This is a genomic window from Dehalococcoidia bacterium, from assembly GCA_030018455.1.
Taxonomy (GTDB): domain Bacteria; phylum Chloroflexota; class Dehalococcoidia; order DSTF01; family JALHUB01; genus JASEFU01.
This window is the reverse complement of record JASEFU010000007.1, coordinates 99,439-115,730: the sequence shown is the minus strand read 5'-3', so window position 1 is coordinate 115,730 and position 16,292 is coordinate 99,439. Positions and strand designations below refer to the sequence as shown.

Sequence of the window (16,292 nt, the reverse complement as noted above, 5' to 3'; positions counted from 1 at the left end):
CTCAAGAAACAAGCGGAAAGGGGGTGAGTGTACGGAATGTACCGGACGAGTACATGGGTTTTCGTTTTAAAGCGGGGCTGTGATAGATTACGAATACGGAGCGGACTCTTCCTCAATAAACGCAACGGTGACACCCCGGTAGAAGGCGCAAGGAGATGACCGAACGGGCCCTGGAAGGGGTCAGGGTACTCGAATACTGCCAGATGGTGGCCGGCCCCTACTGCGGCAAGCTCCTCGCCGATATGGGAGCCGAGGTGATAAAGATCGAGGAGCCGTCAGGCGGCGACCCGGCGCGCCGCGTGGGCCCGTTCCCCGACGACGTCCCCCACCCCGAGAAGAGCGGCCTCTTTCTTTATGTCAATACGAACAAGCTGGGGATCACGCTCGACCCCCGCACTGCTACCGGCAGACGCATCTTCCGCGAGCTGGCCGCAGACACCGACGTCCTGATCGAGGACCTGCCGCCCGGCGGCATGCGGCAACTCGGTCTCGATTACGAGACCCTGAGCGGAGAGAATCCCGGCCTTATCATGGCGTCCATCACCCCCTTCGGGCAGGACGGGCCCTACCGCGACTACCGGTGCTACACCCTCAACCTCTGTCACGCCAGCGCTCACACGACGCAGTTCTTCGTTGCCCAGTTCGATGAGCCGGGGCGTGACCCGGTGCCACCCGGCGGGTTCACCGCCGAGTACGATAGCGGGCTGAACGCCGCCATCGCCGTGCTCGGCGCCCTGTTCGGGCGGATGCTCATCGGCGAGGGGCAATACGTCGACGTATCAAAACAGGAGACGCTGATAGGGCTGGAGCGCGTAGACATCTCCCGCTTCGCCGATGGCTCGCGCGCGCCCGCCCGCTTCGGAAAGCAGGTCGGCGGGCTGATGCAGTGCAAGGACGGCTACGTCATCCTCGTCCTGCCGCAGGACCACCAGTGGCAGGGGCTTGTCGAGGCGATGGGCAACCCCGAGTGGGCGCAGAACGAAGAGTACGCGACTGAGTTCGGCCGCTCGCAGCACGTCGAGGAGCTGCAACCGCGGGTCGACGAATGGATCGCGCAGTTCACGAAAGACGAAGTCTATCACCTGGCGCAGAAGCACAGCGTGCCCCTGGCGGCGGTGCGCTCGCCGGAAGAGGTGTTCAACTGGGAGCAGGCGCGGCTGCGCGGCTTCTTCGCCGAGATCGAGCACCCGGTCGCGGGCAAGCTGGAGTACCCGACAGCCGCCTACAAGCTGTCGGAGACGCCGTGGCAGGCGACGCGCCCGGCGCCCATGCTGGGGCAGCACAACGAGGAGATCTATTGCGGACGGCTCGGCTACTCGCGCCAGGAGCTGGTGCGCCTGGCCGCAGCGGGCGTGATCTAAGGAGCGGAAGACGGAAGTGTCGAAGAAGGCGCCTCTCGAAGGCATAAGGGTAGTCGACTTCACCTGGGCGTGGGCGGGCCCGCAGGCGAGCCTCATACTTGCCCTCATGGGCGCCGAAGTGATCAAAGTGGAAAGCCGTCGCCGGCTCGACCACTCGCGCCTGCGCTCGCTCGTAGCCGGGCCGATGGTCGGCCCCGACAGTTCCTTCATCTTCAACACGCTGAACCTCAACAAGCTGAGCGTCACCCTGAACCTGAGCCAGCCCCGCGCCGTCGAGATAGCGAAGGCGATCGTGAAGGTGAGCGATGTCGTAATGGAGAACATGCGGCCGGGCGTGATGGACAGGCTGGGGCTGGGCTACGAGGCGCTGCGCCAGGTCAAGTCGGACATCATCATGCTGTCCTCGTCTGCCGTTGGAGGCACGGGACCCGAGCGGTCGTATACCGGCTACGCGCCGACTTTCGCCGCGATGGGCGGACTTGCGTACATCACCGGCCGACCGGGCGGGCGTCCCGCGCCCCTCATGGGCTCGATCGACCTCCGCGTGGGCAGCACGTCGGCTTTCGCCGTACTCGCCGCGCTCCACTATCGCAAGCGGACGGGCAAAGGACAGTACATCGACCTCTCCTCGGCGGAAGCGGTGAGCGCGCTGATGGGCGACGTGTTCCTGGACTACAGCATGAACCGGCGCGTGCCTCCGCGAATGGGCAACCGCAGCAAGTTCATGGCTCCTCACGGATGCTACCGCTCCAAGGGCGAGAACCAGTGGGTCAGCATAGCCGTCGGCAGCGACGAGGAGTGGCGGGCGCTCTGCGAGACTATCGGCGACAAGCGGTTGAAGGAAGACGAGCGCTTCGCCGACTGCCTGAGCCGCTGGCAGAACCAGGACGCGCTGGACGCCGTCATCGGCGAGTGGACGTCAGCGCACGACCAGCACGAGATCGTCGAGACGCTGCAGAAGGCGGGTGTGGCGGCCATGCCGGTCTACGACGGGCCGTCGCTGGTGCAGGACGAGCAGGTGAAAGCGCGCGGCACGCTCACGCCCGTGGAGCACCCGCTTATGGGCGAGAAGATGGTCGTCGCTCCCATGTGGCGTTTGTCGAAGACGCCGGCGGAGATCAGGCGGCACGGGCCGCTGCTGGGGCAGGACAACGAGTACGTGCTCGGCGAGCTGGTCGGGATGTCGAAAGAGGAGATCGAAAAGCTGGCCGAAGAGCAGGTGGTGTACTAGGCCGCCCCCGCTCCTCAAGGGAACCAGATTGCTTTGCCGGTTGATGCCCCAACCTTCAGGCTGGGGCTCATGTTTGTCACTTCCGCGGCGCGGGCGGCCGTACTATCGCTGTGCGGGCCGTAGAGCGCCTCGCTCTTGCCGGTAAGACATGCGCAGTGCCAACCCTACCACCCGCCCACGTTACACGCCTCCTCCGGCTGCTGAAAACCCCAGTCCAGCAGCCTTATGGCGTCGGTGTAGCGGTCCTGGCTGCCGAGCAGGGCAACGAAGAGGCGCCGCCCGCCGCTCGCCGCGGTGGCGACCATCGTCTGGCCTGCGCCCTCCGTCCAGCCGATTTTCACGCCGTCGCTTTCGGGGTAGAGCCAGAGGAGAAGGTTGCCGTTCCAGAGCTCCGGCCCCGGCCACTGCGGCTGCCAGGTCTTCGTCCGCACGATCTCGGCGAAGAGTGGGTTCTTCATCGCGTAGCGAGCGAGGATAGCCATGTCGTACGCCGACGAATAGTGGCCCGGGGCGTCGAGTCCGTGCGGGTTGGTGAAATGCGTATCGGCGAGGCCGAGCGACTTCGCCTTCGCGTTCATGCGGGCGACGAAAGCGGGCACGTCGCCGGCGACGTGGCGGGCGATGGCCACAGCGGCGTCGTTCCCCGAAGGCAGCAGCAGGCCGTAGAGGAGATCGCGCAGCGTGAGACGCATCCCCGTCTCCAGCCCCATGACCGTGCTGTCGCCATAGTAGAAGCCGTCAACGTCCACGTCGACCAGCTTGTTGACATCGGCGGCCTCGAGGGCCACTATGGCGGCGGCGATCTTCGTGAGGCTGGCGGGAGCGAGGCGCCGGTGCGCTTCTTTCGAGAAGATGAGCCTGCCGCAGCGGTCGTCCACGATTGCGCCCGCCTTTGCGCTTATCACCGGCGTCGCGACGGGCGAGATTTCGCCGACGGCAGGCGCGCCGGCGTCGGAGCCGCCTCCGGCTCCCGCCTTCGACACCGATATCGCGGGCGCGGGCGCGCAGTCGTCGCAGACCACAGGGTTGCCGGAAGAGATCGGGGTGAACCAGTAGATAGAGAGAAGAGACGCAAGTATGGCCACGGCCGCGAGGGTGGCGAAAGAGGCGTTGTCTCGGTTCCTTCCGACGTAGCCCATGACCGGACGTAAATGTACCACATCAGTCAAGACAAAAGCGATAATCAGATCAAGCGGAATACTACTTTTCTATTGCAGCACCGTATTCTGGCGACTGAACGGCGAGGGGCGCATCGCGCGCCCGCCAACGTGCTCCGGCGGCTGGAGGTGGTCGACCTCGACCTGCTGGGGGTGAGGGCGGGCGACCGCGTACTCGATGTCGGCTGCGGGGTTGGCCGCCTGATGCTGAGACAGGCGCGTCGCGGCTGCCGCGTGACCGGGATCGATCTCGTGGACCGGGACCTGCCGCGGGCGCGACGGCTCATTGAGGGCGGGGGATGTCGCGCGGACTTGATCGTCGGCGACGCGGGGCGCCTCCCATTCGACGAGGAAACGTTCGACTTCGTAAGCTGCACCGAGACGCTGGAGCATCTCGCCGACTACCGGCTAGCGTTGCGAGAGGTAGCCAGAGTGCTCCGACGGGGCGGACGGTCTGTCATAAGCGTGCCGGACCCGCTGCCCGAGCTCCTGATCTTCAACCTGTCGGAGATGTACCGCACCGACCCCTGGGGCCACCGTCGCATCTTCAGCAGAAGGGGGATCGTGCGCGCCGTAGAGGACGCGGGGCTGCAGGTATACGCTACGCGGCGGCGGAACTCCGTCGAAGCGGCGTACTGGCTGCTCCTGTTCCTGCTCGACGCTTGCCCGGCGCTAGGCGAACGCGGCGTCGATGCGCTCAATCGATGGCGCGAGCGCTCCAACAGCGAGCCGTACTCGCTCCTCTACCACGTCCTCGACGAGGCGGGCAACCGCTTCTTCCCGAAGAGCTTCGTGGTCTACGCGCGGAAACCGCCCGCGTAGCAAACCGAAAGCGAGAGGGCCGCCCCGATGGGACAGCCCTCGCTATTGCCGTGTTCAGACCCCGTCAATAGACCGGGCAGGCGGCATGCGGGCGGAAAATCACCGAGTTATAAACGGCAAGAGTGTGATCAAGCCTGTTGAAGACGCCGTCCTTGTTGATGTCCAGCGCGGGGTGCGGCGGCAGGATACCCACCACCATGCCCATGATGCGGTTCAGGTCGAGGGAGTTGGCCTGGCCGTCCCCGTTGATGTCGACGATCTCGATCCAGTCCTCGCACCCGTCGGCATCGCTGTCCTTGCTGATGCATGACGTGCCCCAGCCCTTGACCTCCACGCCGTCGAATATACCGTCGCCGTCGGTGTCCTTATTTGCGTCGCTGCAGCCCAGGGCATCCTCGATATTTGCGGGAAGCCCGTCCTTGTCGGCATCGTTTGCGGGTATGCCGGGGGGCTTGCTGGCGTAGCTGTTCGGGTCGTACCCCATCACGCACTCCAGGCCGTCGAGGACAGTGTCGCCGTCGGTGTCCCAGCTTGGACCGTCGTCGAAGATGTCGGTGCCCATGGGCAGGGCGCAATCGCCGTTCTCGTTGTCGTCATAAGCGACGTCGCCGCCGCGGTCGGTGGGGCCGCTGCCGCAGCCCATCGCCTCGAAGATGTCGGGCCACTGGTCGTTGTCGTCGTCGCTATCGCAGGCGTCGCCCAGCGCATCGGTCATCGGGACTGTGCGGTCGATGCCGGGGACGTTGGGGCTGTTCTCGATCGGCAGGGCGTCGCTGTTGGCCTGGCTGGGGTTGAAGTAGGTAGGGCAGTTGTCATAGATGTCGGGGACGGTGTCTCCGTCCGTATCGCCGGCGGAAGGCGTGGGAGTGACGGTAGGCGTATTTGTGGCCAGAGGCGTTTCCGTGGGCGTGTGCGTTTCCGTGGGCGTGAGGGTCATCGTTGGGGCGGGCGTGTCGGTCGGGGAAGGGGAAGGAGTAGGCGCAGGCTTGATGTCTTCGCCGCCGGTGCAGGGCATGGGTTCGATGACCCCAGGGTTGCACGTGCCCATTTCGGTCGCATCGGGGAAGGCAAGCAGGCCGTTGGCGATAGTCAGGGAGTCCTCCCCGCTGGCGATGGCCTGGAAGTGGATTACGGCAATGACGCCGCTCGTCTCGTCATCTCCCAGCGTCCAGGGGCCGGCCAGGCTGTTACATGTAATATACGCGTCGCCATTGCCCGGCCCGCTCGCCGGATTCTTGTCGCCCGTCGGGTAAGCCAAACCGCCGTAGGAACAGTCCCACCCCGTTCCCAGGCTGTCGCCCCACGTCGTCGTGCCGGCGTTGGCGTCGGGGTTGTCGTCGAGCCCGTTCCCGCTGTTCGCCACCTCGGGCGCCACGTTCAACAGGTCGTTGTAGAGGACATCGAAGGCGAGCGTGCCTATCCCTGTCCCGGTAAACCCGCCGCCCGCAGCGTAAAGGCCCGACACGCAGAGGCCGATGTCGTAGATTGTGCCCGGATCATGGAAGGCCGTCGCATCGATGTCGGTGCAGGGGCCGTCGGATGTCTCCATGTCGAGGGAGAGGGCCGGGCCGGCCTGCGCCGAAACGGACGGGGCGTCCTGCGAGGAAAGGGTCGTCCGATACAGAGCGACGAGCGCCGCCAGAGACAGCAAGAGGCAGAGGAGCGAGAATCCTTTCGCCATGGGGGGACCTCCTTTCGAGGCTTCCCAACCGACCGCTCACAACACAAGGAGGCGTGGGCCGCAGCCATTTCCAGGCCCGCCCGAAGAAAAGAACCACCCGCCGATTGGAATATACCACAGTTGTCAAGGGGAGCGCCGAGGCTCCTTCGGGGTCTAGCCCAGGGCGCCGATGTGCTCGCCTCGAAGGAGGACGCGCATCTCCATGCTCCGCGTCCGCGCGCGCTCCTTCGACTCGTCGGTGATGCGGTAGATGCCGATGCCGCGCGTTTGCAGCGAGCGGAGGCGCGCGGCGACGGCGGGCGAGACGCCCATGCGCTCGAGGAGGCGGACCTGCGCGTCCTGCTCAGCCGGCCACGCCTCCGCCAGCTCGAAGACGCCGTCCTTGCCGCGACGGACGAAGACGTCAACGACGATGGAGGTGGCTACTGCGTCGTCGGCGGCGCAGGCGATTTCGGCGGCGTCGACGGCGTAGCGGTTGCCGTTGAAAGCGACCGTCAGCCCGCCGCCCTCCCGGACCAGGTCGAACGCCTTGACGTCGGTGATGCTGTCACCAACGTAGAGCAGGCGGTCGATAGGGTTGCCCGTGCGGGCCAAGCTGTCTCGAATCGCCCTTGCCTTGCCCTCCGCGCCGACCAGTCGCACGGAATCGATGAGCGCCTGCGCCCGCATGCGCGGCAGCTTCTGCCAGAACAGTTCATCCATGAAAGCGATCGTTCCCAGCGCCTCGCCGGACAGCGGCTCGTCCGCCGCATCGGGCAGCTCAAGCGGCGGCAGCGAGGCGGCCTGGCGGGCGAGGTCGCGCAGCTCCTCTATCTCATCAGGCGGCAGCGGCGCGGCCTCAAGGTCGAACGGGGTGCAATAGACGCGGTCGAAAGGGATGCGCAGCTCCTCCGCCACCGCGTGCGCGAACTGCTGATAGCTGGTGCTGACCACGAACGCTTCGATGCTCGATGAACGCGCTTCCTGGAACATCTCGGCGGCGCCGCGCACCATGCCGATATTGCGACGCGAGAACGCGAGCATTTCATCGTTGGTGAGGCCGAACGCCTTGAGGAAGGGGGCGACGAGCCTGAGCGTGCTCCCCGCCTCGTAGCCGTCCTTGCGCACGATGTCGGCCAGGTAGTCGTCGTAGCGGCTCACCTGGCTGAAGAAGCGGTCGCCGTCGGGGATGTAGCGACGGCAGACCTCGAAGGCGTTATCGTTCAGGCAGAGGGGGCCCTCGCAGTCGGAGTCGAGTTGGACGGAGCGGGGCGTCATGGTTGTTCTTTCGCCAGTTGCGCCTCGACGAGATCGTTCAGGCATAGCCCCTGCGTCGAAGGCTTCCCGTCAACGTACACGCCGCCGTCCTTGAGGACGATGCGCCCGGCGGCGACCATGGAGAGGGTGGCGATGAGCAGCGGCACCTCGCGCCGGAATTCATCGCGGCGGATGGCGGCGAAAAGCGGCTCCTCGTAGCCCTCGTTCGACCTGATCTCGTCCAGCGAGGCGTCGCGCAGCTTCTCGCTGAGCGCGGCCCACAAAGGAGCGTAGTCGCCGCCCTTGATGGGGAACGAGCAATAGCCGAGGACGGGGCCTCTATCAAGCTGCGAGGTCGCGACGTGGACCATCGCGCCCGCTTCGTCCTCTTCGTCGGCGATGAGTTGCCAGATGACGTCTTCCCACGCCCCTTTCGGCCCGTCGGGCGTCGCGGGGTGCAGGTTCAGCGCCGCATAGCGCGAGTGCAGGACATCGCTCACGATGAGCATGTAGCCGGCGAGCACGCAGACATCGACCTGGAAGGGAGCGATAAGGGGGAGGATTTCCTCATCGTACAGGCGGCGCCACCACGCGCGATCATTCTTTCGCAGGTCGGGGCGAAAGCGAGCGGAGGACCGGCAGACGACCGGCAGCCCGAGCGAAGCGGCGAAATCGAGAAAGCGGTCGCTTATCTCCGCCTCGCCGCGCTCGCGGTTGCAGAAGACGTACTCAATGCGGGCATCGAGGCTGCCCTCGGAGATTGCGCGGTGGACGCGGGCCAGGATATCGATGGCATCCTCGTCGCGGCCGGTGGAGAACCAACCGATGCGTAGCGTCACACAGGGCCCCCTTTCGCTCTCGGCTCGACAGGCGCTGCCGGGCGGAGCGTTTCCAGCAACTCGCGTCCGGGATAGCCGGCGCGTCCGTAGCCGGTGACGCTGCGCGCCGCCGCCTCGCTGCCGAGGACGGCGCACCGTCGCAGGTCGAGGTCGAGGAGAAGACCGGCGAGGAATCCGGCGGCGAAGACGTCGCCCGCGCCGGTGGGGTCGACAGCGGCGGCCACGCGGGCAGGCAGCTCGAATCGCTCGTCGCGCCCGATGATCTCGACGCCGCGCCTCCCTTTCTTGCCCGCGACGACGGCGCCCTCACGCCTGAGCAGCCGGTAGCAGCCGTCGAATGTGGGCTTGCCGGTCAGTAGCTCTGCCTCGCGCTCGTTCAGAAACAGCACGTCGGTCCGTTTCAGGACGGGGGCAAGCGCTTCCGTCCCCAGCCTGCAGTACAGCTCGCCGGGGTCGAAGCTCAGCGTCACGTCATCCGGCAACGCCTTCACGAGCGCGAGCTGCGTCGCCAGCTCCCCCGCGCGGGCGAGCGACGTGATGTGGAGGCAGCGGGCACCGCCGAGCGAGCGCCAAGTGGCCACGGGATCGAGCGCCGGAGGGTCGGCGGCGGGAAGGACGCGCAACGTGCGCTCCCCGCTCTCGTCGACGATGACGACACACCGGGCGCTGCGTCCGCCACGCAAGACCTGCGAGACATCGACGGGCGCCAGGTCCGCCAGCAGCCGCTCGCCTTCGGGGTCCGCGCCCACGCTGCTTATCATCGCCGTCCGGAAGCCGAGCCGGGCGAGGGCGTAGGCGGCGTTGGCCGCCTGTCCGCCGCCGGACTGCGCGGGGCTCACGCCCGCCTTCTTAAGTCGCGCGGCCAACCGCCCGTACTCCCTGCGGCTTATGGTCTGCTCGGAGCCCGAGAGCATCCGCAGGCCGGAGACTGCCGTTAGGGAAGGGACGAAATACGTCTCGTCGACGTTGATGGCGCCGAAACCGATTACGTCTATCATCGAGCGCTCCCACATTATAGCAGGGCGAGGCGCAAGGGTGTGCTGCGGTGCAGCCGGACGCGCGCGTTACCGATAACCACCTAGAGGCGTATGCCAAAAGGAGTAGCAGCGATGCGGCCGGCCTTCCCACGCCGGGGAAGACACGACTCCGCGCAGACGAAAACCAGGCAGCAGGGACATGGACGAGTATATCCGGAGGGAGAAGCGGCTGGCGGCGGCGGCGGGATCGGTTGTGATCAGGCGTCTCGCCGACGACCCCCATTTACGGCGGGCGGCGTTCGGCGCGGCGGTTTTCGCTTCCCTGCTGGCGCTGGGCACGACGGGGTACATGCTGATCGAGGGCTGGCCCCTCCTCGATGCCCTGTTCATGACGGCCATCACCCTTTCCACCGTCGGCTACGGGCAGATCCATCCCCTTTCGACGGGGGGAGTGATATTCAGCATTTTCCTCATTGTGTTCGGCGTGGGCGCGGTACTCTACGTGCTCAACGCCACAATTCAGGCGGTGTTCGAGGGACACCTGCGGGAAGTCCTGGGGGTTAGAAAGATGAGGACCAAGATCGACTCCCTGCGGGGACATTACGTTGTCTGCGGTTTCGGCCGCGTGGGACAGGAGGTCGCTCAGGAGCTGGAAGCCCAGCGAGTGCCGTTCGTCGTGATCGAGAGCGATCCCGAGAACCAGGAGCGGGCGCGAACCCTCGGCTATCTCTATATAGCCGAGAACGCGACCTCTCAGGAGGCGCTGCTGGCTGCCGGGGCCCGCCGTGCGCGCGGACTGATCGCGGCCGTGGGCAGCGACGCCGAGAACACCTATATCACCCTGTGCGCGCGTTCCCTCAAGCCGGGGCTGTTCATTGTCGCGCGGGCCGGCTCGCCTATCGGCGAGGAGCGCCTGCGCCAGGCAGGAGCCGACAAAGTCATCTCACCCTATCGCATCGGCGGACGTACCATCGCCTTCGCCGCGCTCTATTCCTCCGACGCCGATTTCGTCGACTCGATGCCGGGCAACCGCTGGGTGGCGGAGATGCGCATCGACGAGGGGTCGAACATGGAGGGTCTCACGGTTGAGGAGATGCTGCGGGGGCGGCCCGGCCTGAAGGCGGTCCTGGCCGTGCAGACGGCGGACGGGCAGTTGACGGTGGGGCCGCAGGGAGACAGGCAGCTGCAGGCCGGCGACTGCCTGATCGTGCTCGGGGAGGAGAAGAGCCTGACGCCGCTGCGACTCCGGCAGGAGGCGGACGGCGGCGCAGCGCCGGTCGAAGAAAGACGGGCAGGATAACAGCCGCGGCCGCGAACAACTCCGGCCCCGTGAGACATCGCAGAGTAGCGGGCCGGTCGCGCGGCACTAAGGGGTTACGAGCCGGTCTTGTCTTTGACCAGATAGGCGCAACTGCTGGCCTCGTCCTCCGTGGAGACGCCGACGGGCTGCACTTCCGCTCTCAGTAGCCGCGCCAGGAGCCGCTGATCGTGCGCACAGACTTCGCTGTGCTCGTTGGCGATTCGGGGACAGGGACAGCCGTGACCCAGCAGTAGATAGCCGTCCTTCGTCTTCCGGGCCTCAAAGACGAGCCCTTCCCCGGCGAGAAGGGCGGTAACCTCCCCCACCCGCTCTTTTAGCGTCCGGCCGGTGATGCGCCCCGCGTAGGTCTCGGCCACGCGGTCGGCCATCTTCTCGAAGATGACTTCCGCCAGGTCGACGCCGCTCTTTCCCTTCGTCTCGTCGGGCTTCAGCGTCACCAGCTCGTCGATGATCCGGTTCGTCAGGCGGATGTAGCTTCGAGGGAAGAGGTCCTCGCCGTGCTCGGTGAGGGAGAAGACGTAATGGGGCCGGCCGACGTTACGACGCTTCTGGACCATGCTAACGTAGTTGTCGCGCATGAGGATGTCGAGGTGCCGGCGGATGGTAGCGGGGGCGAGGTGCAGCTCCTTCGTTAGTTCGTCGACCGTGGCGTGCTTGCGCCGCCGCAGTATCTCGAGGAGCGTCTGGCGGGTGCTTTCCATTTCGACCGCTTGGAATCTGAGAATAGCTAAGCTGCGAGACAAATGTACCAGTAACAGGGGCCTGCTGTCAAACTTGATGCGCTTTTCATGCTTTTATCAGCACATATCGTCGCGCCCTATTGGGGGACGCGCGGGGTTGTTCACAAGCGGCAGCGGCCATATCATTGGAAAGCGAGAGAGAGATGACCATAGCAGACCCACCACCCCGGATCCCTGACCTGGCGGAAGAAGTGCGCCACAACGTGCTGATCGCCTCGCTTGAGGCGCTGACGGCGTGGGCGCGCCGCTCGTCGGTCTGGCCGATCATGTGGGGGCAGGCCTGCTGCGCCATAGAGATGATAGCCATGGCCACCTCGCGCTACGACATGGCGCGGTTTGGCATGGAGGTGATGCGCGCTTCGCCCCGGCAGGCTGACCTCATGATCGTCGCGGGCACGATAACGTGGAAACTCGCCCCCTCGATACGACGCGTCTATCTCCAGATGGCGGAGCCAAAGTGGGTGCTGGCGATGGGCGGTTGCGCCATTACCGGCGGCCCGTTCGCCTACGGCTACAGCACGCTGCCAGGCGTCCGCACGGTCATCCCTGTCGACGTTTTCGTGCCCGGTTGTCCGCCGCGGCCGGAGTCGCTGCTGACGGGGCTGATGATGCTCCAGGAGAAGATCAAGCGCGAGGCGGCGGAAGGGCGCTGGCAGCGCGACGAGCCTTCGGGCGATTTCAGCGCCTACCTCCCGCCGGACGACCCGATCCGCAAAGAGCTGGAGTCGCTGTTCCCGCCCTACGCCGGAAAGTAGGACTCTCTCCTTCTACCCCCTTCAACCCATTGCACGCAGGCGTCCTGTCCCGCAGCCACGGGTTTGTTCCGCCGTCTCCGCCTCCAGATTAGCGGTGCCAGAAGCGCTCGCTTTCCTTCTGCTGGGCGTAGAAGCGGAAGGTGAAGGCCCAGGTCGAGAGGCCGAGTATCAGGGCGCCAAACAAGAAGAACCAGCGCCAGAGCTGCGAGGGGCTGCCCGCGGTACCGGCAGAGGGCAGGTTCTGAGCCGTCGCGTTGGCGGCAGCGGCTACCACCGCCGCTTCCGGCGTGGGCGTCGGCGTGGCAACGCTCGACTGCGGCGCGGGCGAAGGCGTGGAGGTGGCGGTGCCGGTGGGCTTTGGCGTCGCCGTCCCCGTGGGCTGAGGTGTGACGGTGCCCGTAGCCGTCGGCTGAGGGGTGCTCGTGCGGGTGGCGGTCGCCGCGCCGGTGGGCGTAGGCGTCGGTGGCGCGGGCGTGGCCGTGCTCGTGGGCGCTGCCGCGACCTCGACGCTCCCGCCACTCGTTTCAGCCGCTATCGGCTCATTCTGGGGGTCCCAGAGGAGGGCGCTCGTTATGGAGAGGGCGCTCGTGCCCGTAGCCTTCGCCTGAAAGCGGATAACGGCAAGGACGCCCGAGCCGCTGGCGGGCGGAGCAGGCTGAATGAGAGTGAAGTCGTAATCGACCGTGCCGGCGGCGTTATCGGCCGCGTTGGTGACGATCTCGCCGGGGCCCTCCGACGGGCCGGGGAACGTGCCAGCGTACACCTGCACGCCGTCGCGGCTGAGATTGGCATCGACCACTTCCAGGACAGCCGGGTCGAACGTGAGGTGGAACGAGGCGCTGTAGAGGTTGGTGACATCGCTGATGCGTATGGACACGTCCGTCGTCTCCCCCACAACGATGCTGCTGGTAGCGGGGTCGACGGCGACGGCGGGGCCTGCGGCATCGGTGCCGCTGCCCGGCAGCGGGCCGAAAGCAAGAAGCACGAACGCCGCTGCCAGAGCAGCCTTCGCCGGCCAGAGCAGCCATCGCTGCCTCCGGGGCATGAGCAGTCCTCCCGCTAGATGCGTCTGTATCTGTATCGGCAGGCGGAGAACGGTTCGACAGGACGGAGGCGGGGAAAGAGGCCCCTGGAAAACAATGAGGGCGGAGACCTGCTCCGCCCTCGACCATCATGTTTATGTTGAAGCGGCGTCCGTACGTCGCGGCCGTCGCGTCTAGACCTCCGTCTTTAGCTCCTCGTACGCTGCCTTCACCTCTTCGATGGAGGCCCCGTCCTCGAGGGTGGTGGCGTCGCCGATAGGCGCCTCCATGGCGACCGCTTTGAGAAGACGCCGCATGATCTTGCCGCTCCGCGTCTTCGGCAGCTTCTTCACCAGGATCACCTTTTCAGGCGTGGCGATCGGGCCCATAGTCGCCCGGATGTGGGCCTTGATCTCCTTCTCCATCTCGCTCGAGGGCTGGTAGCCTTCCCTGAGGATGGCGAAGATGGTGATCGCCTCGCCCTTCACCTCGTCCGGCTTGGCGATGGCCGCCGCTTCGGCCACGGCCGGGTAGGAGACGGCCGCGTTCTCGAGCTCGAGGGTGCCGAGTCGGTGGCCGGCGACCTTGATGACCTCGTCGGCGCGGCCGAGGAGCCAGAAGTAGCCGTCGCTGTCCTGGATCGCGTAGTCGCCGGTAAGGTAGTTGCCGGGGAAGCGACGCCAGTAGGCGTCTTTGTAGCGCTCTTCGTCCTTGTAGAGCGTCATCAGCATGCCCGGCCAGGGCTTCTTGATGACGAGCAGCCCCTTCTCGCCTGCAGCCACCTTGTTGCCGCTCTCGTTGACCACTTCCGGCACGATGCCGGGAAGCGGGAAGCTGGCGGAGCCGGGCTTGAGCGGCGGCATCTGGATAGCCGGCGCCTGCGAGATCAGGATCCCTCCCGTCTCCGTCTGCCACCACGTGTCGACGATGGGGCAGCGGCCCTTTCCGACGTGGTTCCAGTACCAGAGCCACGCTTCGGGGTTGATGGCTTCGCCGACGCTTCCGAGGAGCCTCAAACTGCTGAGGTCGTACTTCTCCAGCCACTCAGCCCCCGCCTGCATGAACATGCGAATGGCGGTAGGAGAGGTATAGAGTACGTTGACGCGGTATTTCTGGATGATCTCCCACCAGCGGCCGAGGTCCGGGTGGTTGGGCGCACCCTCGTACATCACGCTGGTGGCGCCGTAAGCGAGGGGGGCGAAGACGATGTAACTGTGGCCGGTGACCCAGCCGATGTCGGCGGTGCACCAGTAAACGTCGTTCTCTTCGACGTTGAAGACCCACTTGAACGTGGAGTGGGTGTAGACCATGTAGCCGCCGGTGGAGTGGACCACCCCCTTCGGTTTGCCGGTGGTGCCTGACGTGTAGAGGATATACAGGGGATGGCTCGACTCCACCGGCACAGGCTCAACATATTCCTCCGCCTGGGCGATGAGCTCGTGGTACCAGAAGTCGCGCCCTTCGGCCATCTCGACGTCGACGCCGGCGCGCTTCACCACCACCTGCTTCTGAACGGTGGGGGAAAGCTTCATCGCCTCGTCGGCGACTTTCTTCAGAGGGAAGGTGCTTCCACGGCGGAAGCCGCCGTCGGCCGTGACCAGGACCTTCGCCTCCAGGTCGTTGAGCCTGTCGGCGAGCGCCTGCGCGGTGAAGCCGGAGAAGACGGCGGTGAACACTGCCCCGAGGCGGGCGCAGGCGAGCATGACAATCGGCAGTTCAGGGATCATGGGCAGGTAGATGCCGACCTTGTCGCCTTTGCCGACGCCGAGCTTCTTCAGCATCGAGGCGCACCTGTTGACATCTCGGGTCAGCTCGGCGTAGCTAATCACGCGCGTGTCGCCCGGCTCCCCCTCCCAGTAGTAGGCCACCTTGTTTCTTCGCGGGCCTTCGGCGTGCCGGTCGGCGCATAGGTAGGAAGCGTTGAGCTCACCGCCGATGAACCATTTCGCGAACGGTTCGTCCCATTCCAGCACCTTGTCCCACGTCCTGAACCACTCCAGTTTCCGAGCCTCCTCTGCCCAGAACTCCTCCGGGTCTTCGATGGACTTTTCGTAGAGATCGAAGTATCTCCGGCGGGGCCAGTATTCGATCGTGCCGTTGCTCTGCGGAGAACCAGTCAAGTCAGCGTACCTCCTTTAGTCCGCCGCGGGGCGCCGCGGACACAAAGCTCCGCCGCACCCACGCGCGAGAATCACTTGCGCGACTGGGCAAGAACCAGTTTCCCGGGCGCAGCGCCCGCTACAGGACCTTCTGCGCCCTTACCAGGGTTTGGCAACGCCTGAGCGCATTACCGGCTTCTTCGGCGCCCTTTTGTTGGCGGCCCGAATCAGCCCTCGATTTCAGACTAACATCAGTCGGGTTAAAATGCTATACGCAATTCGCGCCGGAAAGTCTACGCGCAATTACCTAGCTCCTGATCGCGCGCCGGACTTGCAGCTCGAGTCGTCGGCAGCCCGGTGAGGAGAGCCGGCGTTTACGCGAATGAGAATGCGATGACCGAAGCCGTCCTCTGGGACCTCGATGGCGTGCTCGCTGATACCGCGCCGTACCACTTCCAGGCGTGGCGTGAGCTGTTTCGCCGCGAGGGCAAGGAGATCAGCGAGGACGATTTCGTCCGCACTTTCGGCCTCAGGAATGCGGCGATCCTGCGCGACATCCTGGGAGAGCTGCCGGAGGAGCGCGTGGAGGAGCTGGCGCGCGCGAAGGAGGAACTCTTTCGCTCAGCGATCAGCCGCGGGATGCGGGCCAATCCGGGCGCGCTGCCGCTGCTGGAGCGACTGCGCGAGGCAGGCAAGAAGATGGCGATAGTGTCTTCCGCGCCGCGGCAGAACGTGGAAACGATACTCGATAGTCTGGGCGCGCGGCCCTACTTCGACACGCTGATCGCGGAAGAGGATGCGCCCCGCGGCAAGCCCGACCCGCAGGGGTATCTCCTCGCCGCGGAGCGGCTGGGGGTGCCGCCGGAGCGGTGCGTGGTTATCGAGGACGCTCCCGGCGGCGTCGAGGCGGCCAAACGAGCCAGCATGCGCTGCATTGGGCTGGCGGCGGGCAGGGCGCCGGAGACGCTACGAGAGGCGGACATTGTCGTGAGAAGCCTGGGGGAAAGCGAAGTCTACTCATTCCTCGGCGTCTGACGCTCAACGGCCCGCT

General features: G+C 65.8%; 13 protein-coding genes and 1 pseudogene. 6 read left to right on the top strand and 8 right to left on the bottom strand.

Translation table 11 applies throughout. The features are described 5' to 3' along the window. Positions 1-155: 155 nt before the first annotated feature. Positions 156-1,361: a CoA transferase gene (locus QME71_09220; GenBank protein ID MDI6858478.1), complete on the top strand. Its 1,206-nt coding sequence runs from the start codon at positions 156-158 to the stop codon at positions 1,359-1,361. 16 nt (positions 1,362-1,377) lie between these two features. After that, a complete protein-coding gene (locus QME71_09215) occupies positions 1,378-2,592 on the top strand; it encodes a CoA transferase (GenBank protein MDI6858477.1) in 1,215 nt (404 codons plus the stop codon). Between the two features lie 164 nt (positions 2,593-2,756). Here the strand turns inward: QME71_09215 and QME71_09210 are convergent, their stop codons facing one another. Further along, positions 2,757-3,731, bottom strand: a complete 975-nt coding sequence (locus QME71_09210; GenBank protein MDI6858476.1) for a serine hydrolase — start codon at positions 3,729-3,731, stop codon at positions 2,757-2,759. Between the two features lie 12 nt (positions 3,732-3,743). Between QME71_09210 and QME71_09205 the strand changes: the two genes are divergently transcribed. Further along, positions 3,744-4,571, top strand: coding sequence for a class I SAM-dependent methyltransferase (locus QME71_09205; GenBank protein ID MDI6858475.1), 828 nt, complete (start codon positions 3,744-3,746; stop codon positions 4,569-4,571). 64 nt (positions 4,572-4,635) lie between these two features. On the opposite strand, the gene QME71_09200 is transcribed toward QME71_09205, so the two are convergent. The 4 genes from QME71_09200 to QME71_09185 all read right to left on the bottom strand — a co-directional run bounded on the left by QME71_09200 (position 4,636) and on the right by QME71_09185 (position 9,325). After that, positions 4,636-6,252: a hypothetical protein gene (locus QME71_09200; GenBank protein ID MDI6858474.1), complete on the bottom strand. Its 1,617-nt coding sequence runs from the start codon at positions 6,250-6,252 to the stop codon at positions 4,636-4,638. Between the two features lie 153 nt (positions 6,253-6,405). After that, entirely contained in the window at positions 6,406-7,509 is a 1,104-nt protein-coding gene (locus tag QME71_09195; protein ID MDI6858473.1) for a hypothetical protein, read from the bottom strand. Next, the gene (locus QME71_09190) at positions 7,506-8,327 is read right to left on the bottom strand and encodes a formyltransferase family protein (protein MDI6858472.1); all 822 of its coding nucleotides are present in this window, start codon (positions 8,325-8,327) and stop codon (positions 7,506-7,508) included. Before QME71_09190 ends, QME71_09195 begins: the two co-directional genes overlap by 4 nt. Then, positions 8,324-9,325, bottom strand: coding sequence for a carbohydrate kinase family protein (locus tag QME71_09185; protein MDI6858471.1), 1,002 nt, complete (start codon positions 9,323-9,325; stop codon positions 8,324-8,326). The genes QME71_09190 and QME71_09185 overlap by 4 nt, the downstream gene beginning before the upstream one ends. 178 nt (positions 9,326-9,503) lie before the next feature. Here QME71_09185 and QME71_09180 point away from each other — a divergent pair, with 178 nt between their 5' ends. After that, the gene (locus tag QME71_09180) at positions 9,504-10,604 is read left to right on the top strand and encodes a potassium channel protein (GenBank protein MDI6858470.1); all 1,101 of its coding nucleotides are present in this window, start codon (positions 9,504-9,506) and stop codon (positions 10,602-10,604) included. 74 nt (positions 10,605-10,678) lie between these two features. On the opposite strand, the gene QME71_09175 is transcribed toward QME71_09180, so the two are convergent. Further along, positions 10,679-11,326, bottom strand: a complete 648-nt coding sequence (locus tag QME71_09175; GenBank protein ID MDI6858469.1) for an ArsR family transcriptional regulator — start codon at positions 11,324-11,326, stop codon at positions 10,679-10,681. Positions 11,327-11,508: 182 nt separating this feature from the next. On the opposite strand from QME71_09175, the pseudogene QME71_09170 reads away from it, so the two are divergent. Further along, a pseudogene (locus QME71_09170) lies at positions 11,509-12,000 on the top strand (NADH-quinone oxidoreductase subunit B family protein). A gap of 208 nt (positions 12,001-12,208) precedes the next feature. Here QME71_09170 and QME71_09165 read toward each other — a convergent pair. After that, positions 12,209-13,165, bottom strand: a complete 957-nt coding sequence (locus QME71_09165; protein MDI6858468.1) for a cohesin domain-containing protein — start codon at positions 13,163-13,165, stop codon at positions 12,209-12,211. 171 nt (positions 13,166-13,336) lie between these two features. Beyond that, entirely contained in the window at positions 13,337-15,262 is a 1,926-nt protein-coding gene (acs, locus tag QME71_09160; GenBank protein MDI6858467.1) for an acetate--CoA ligase, read from the bottom strand. A 372-nt stretch (positions 15,263-15,634) separates the two neighbouring features. On the opposite strand from acs, the gene QME71_09155 reads away from it, so the two are divergent. Further along, positions 15,635-16,276, top strand: a complete 642-nt coding sequence (locus tag QME71_09155; protein MDI6858466.1) for an HAD family phosphatase — start codon at positions 15,635-15,637, stop codon at positions 16,274-16,276. Positions 16,277-16,292 lie beyond the last annotated feature (16 nt).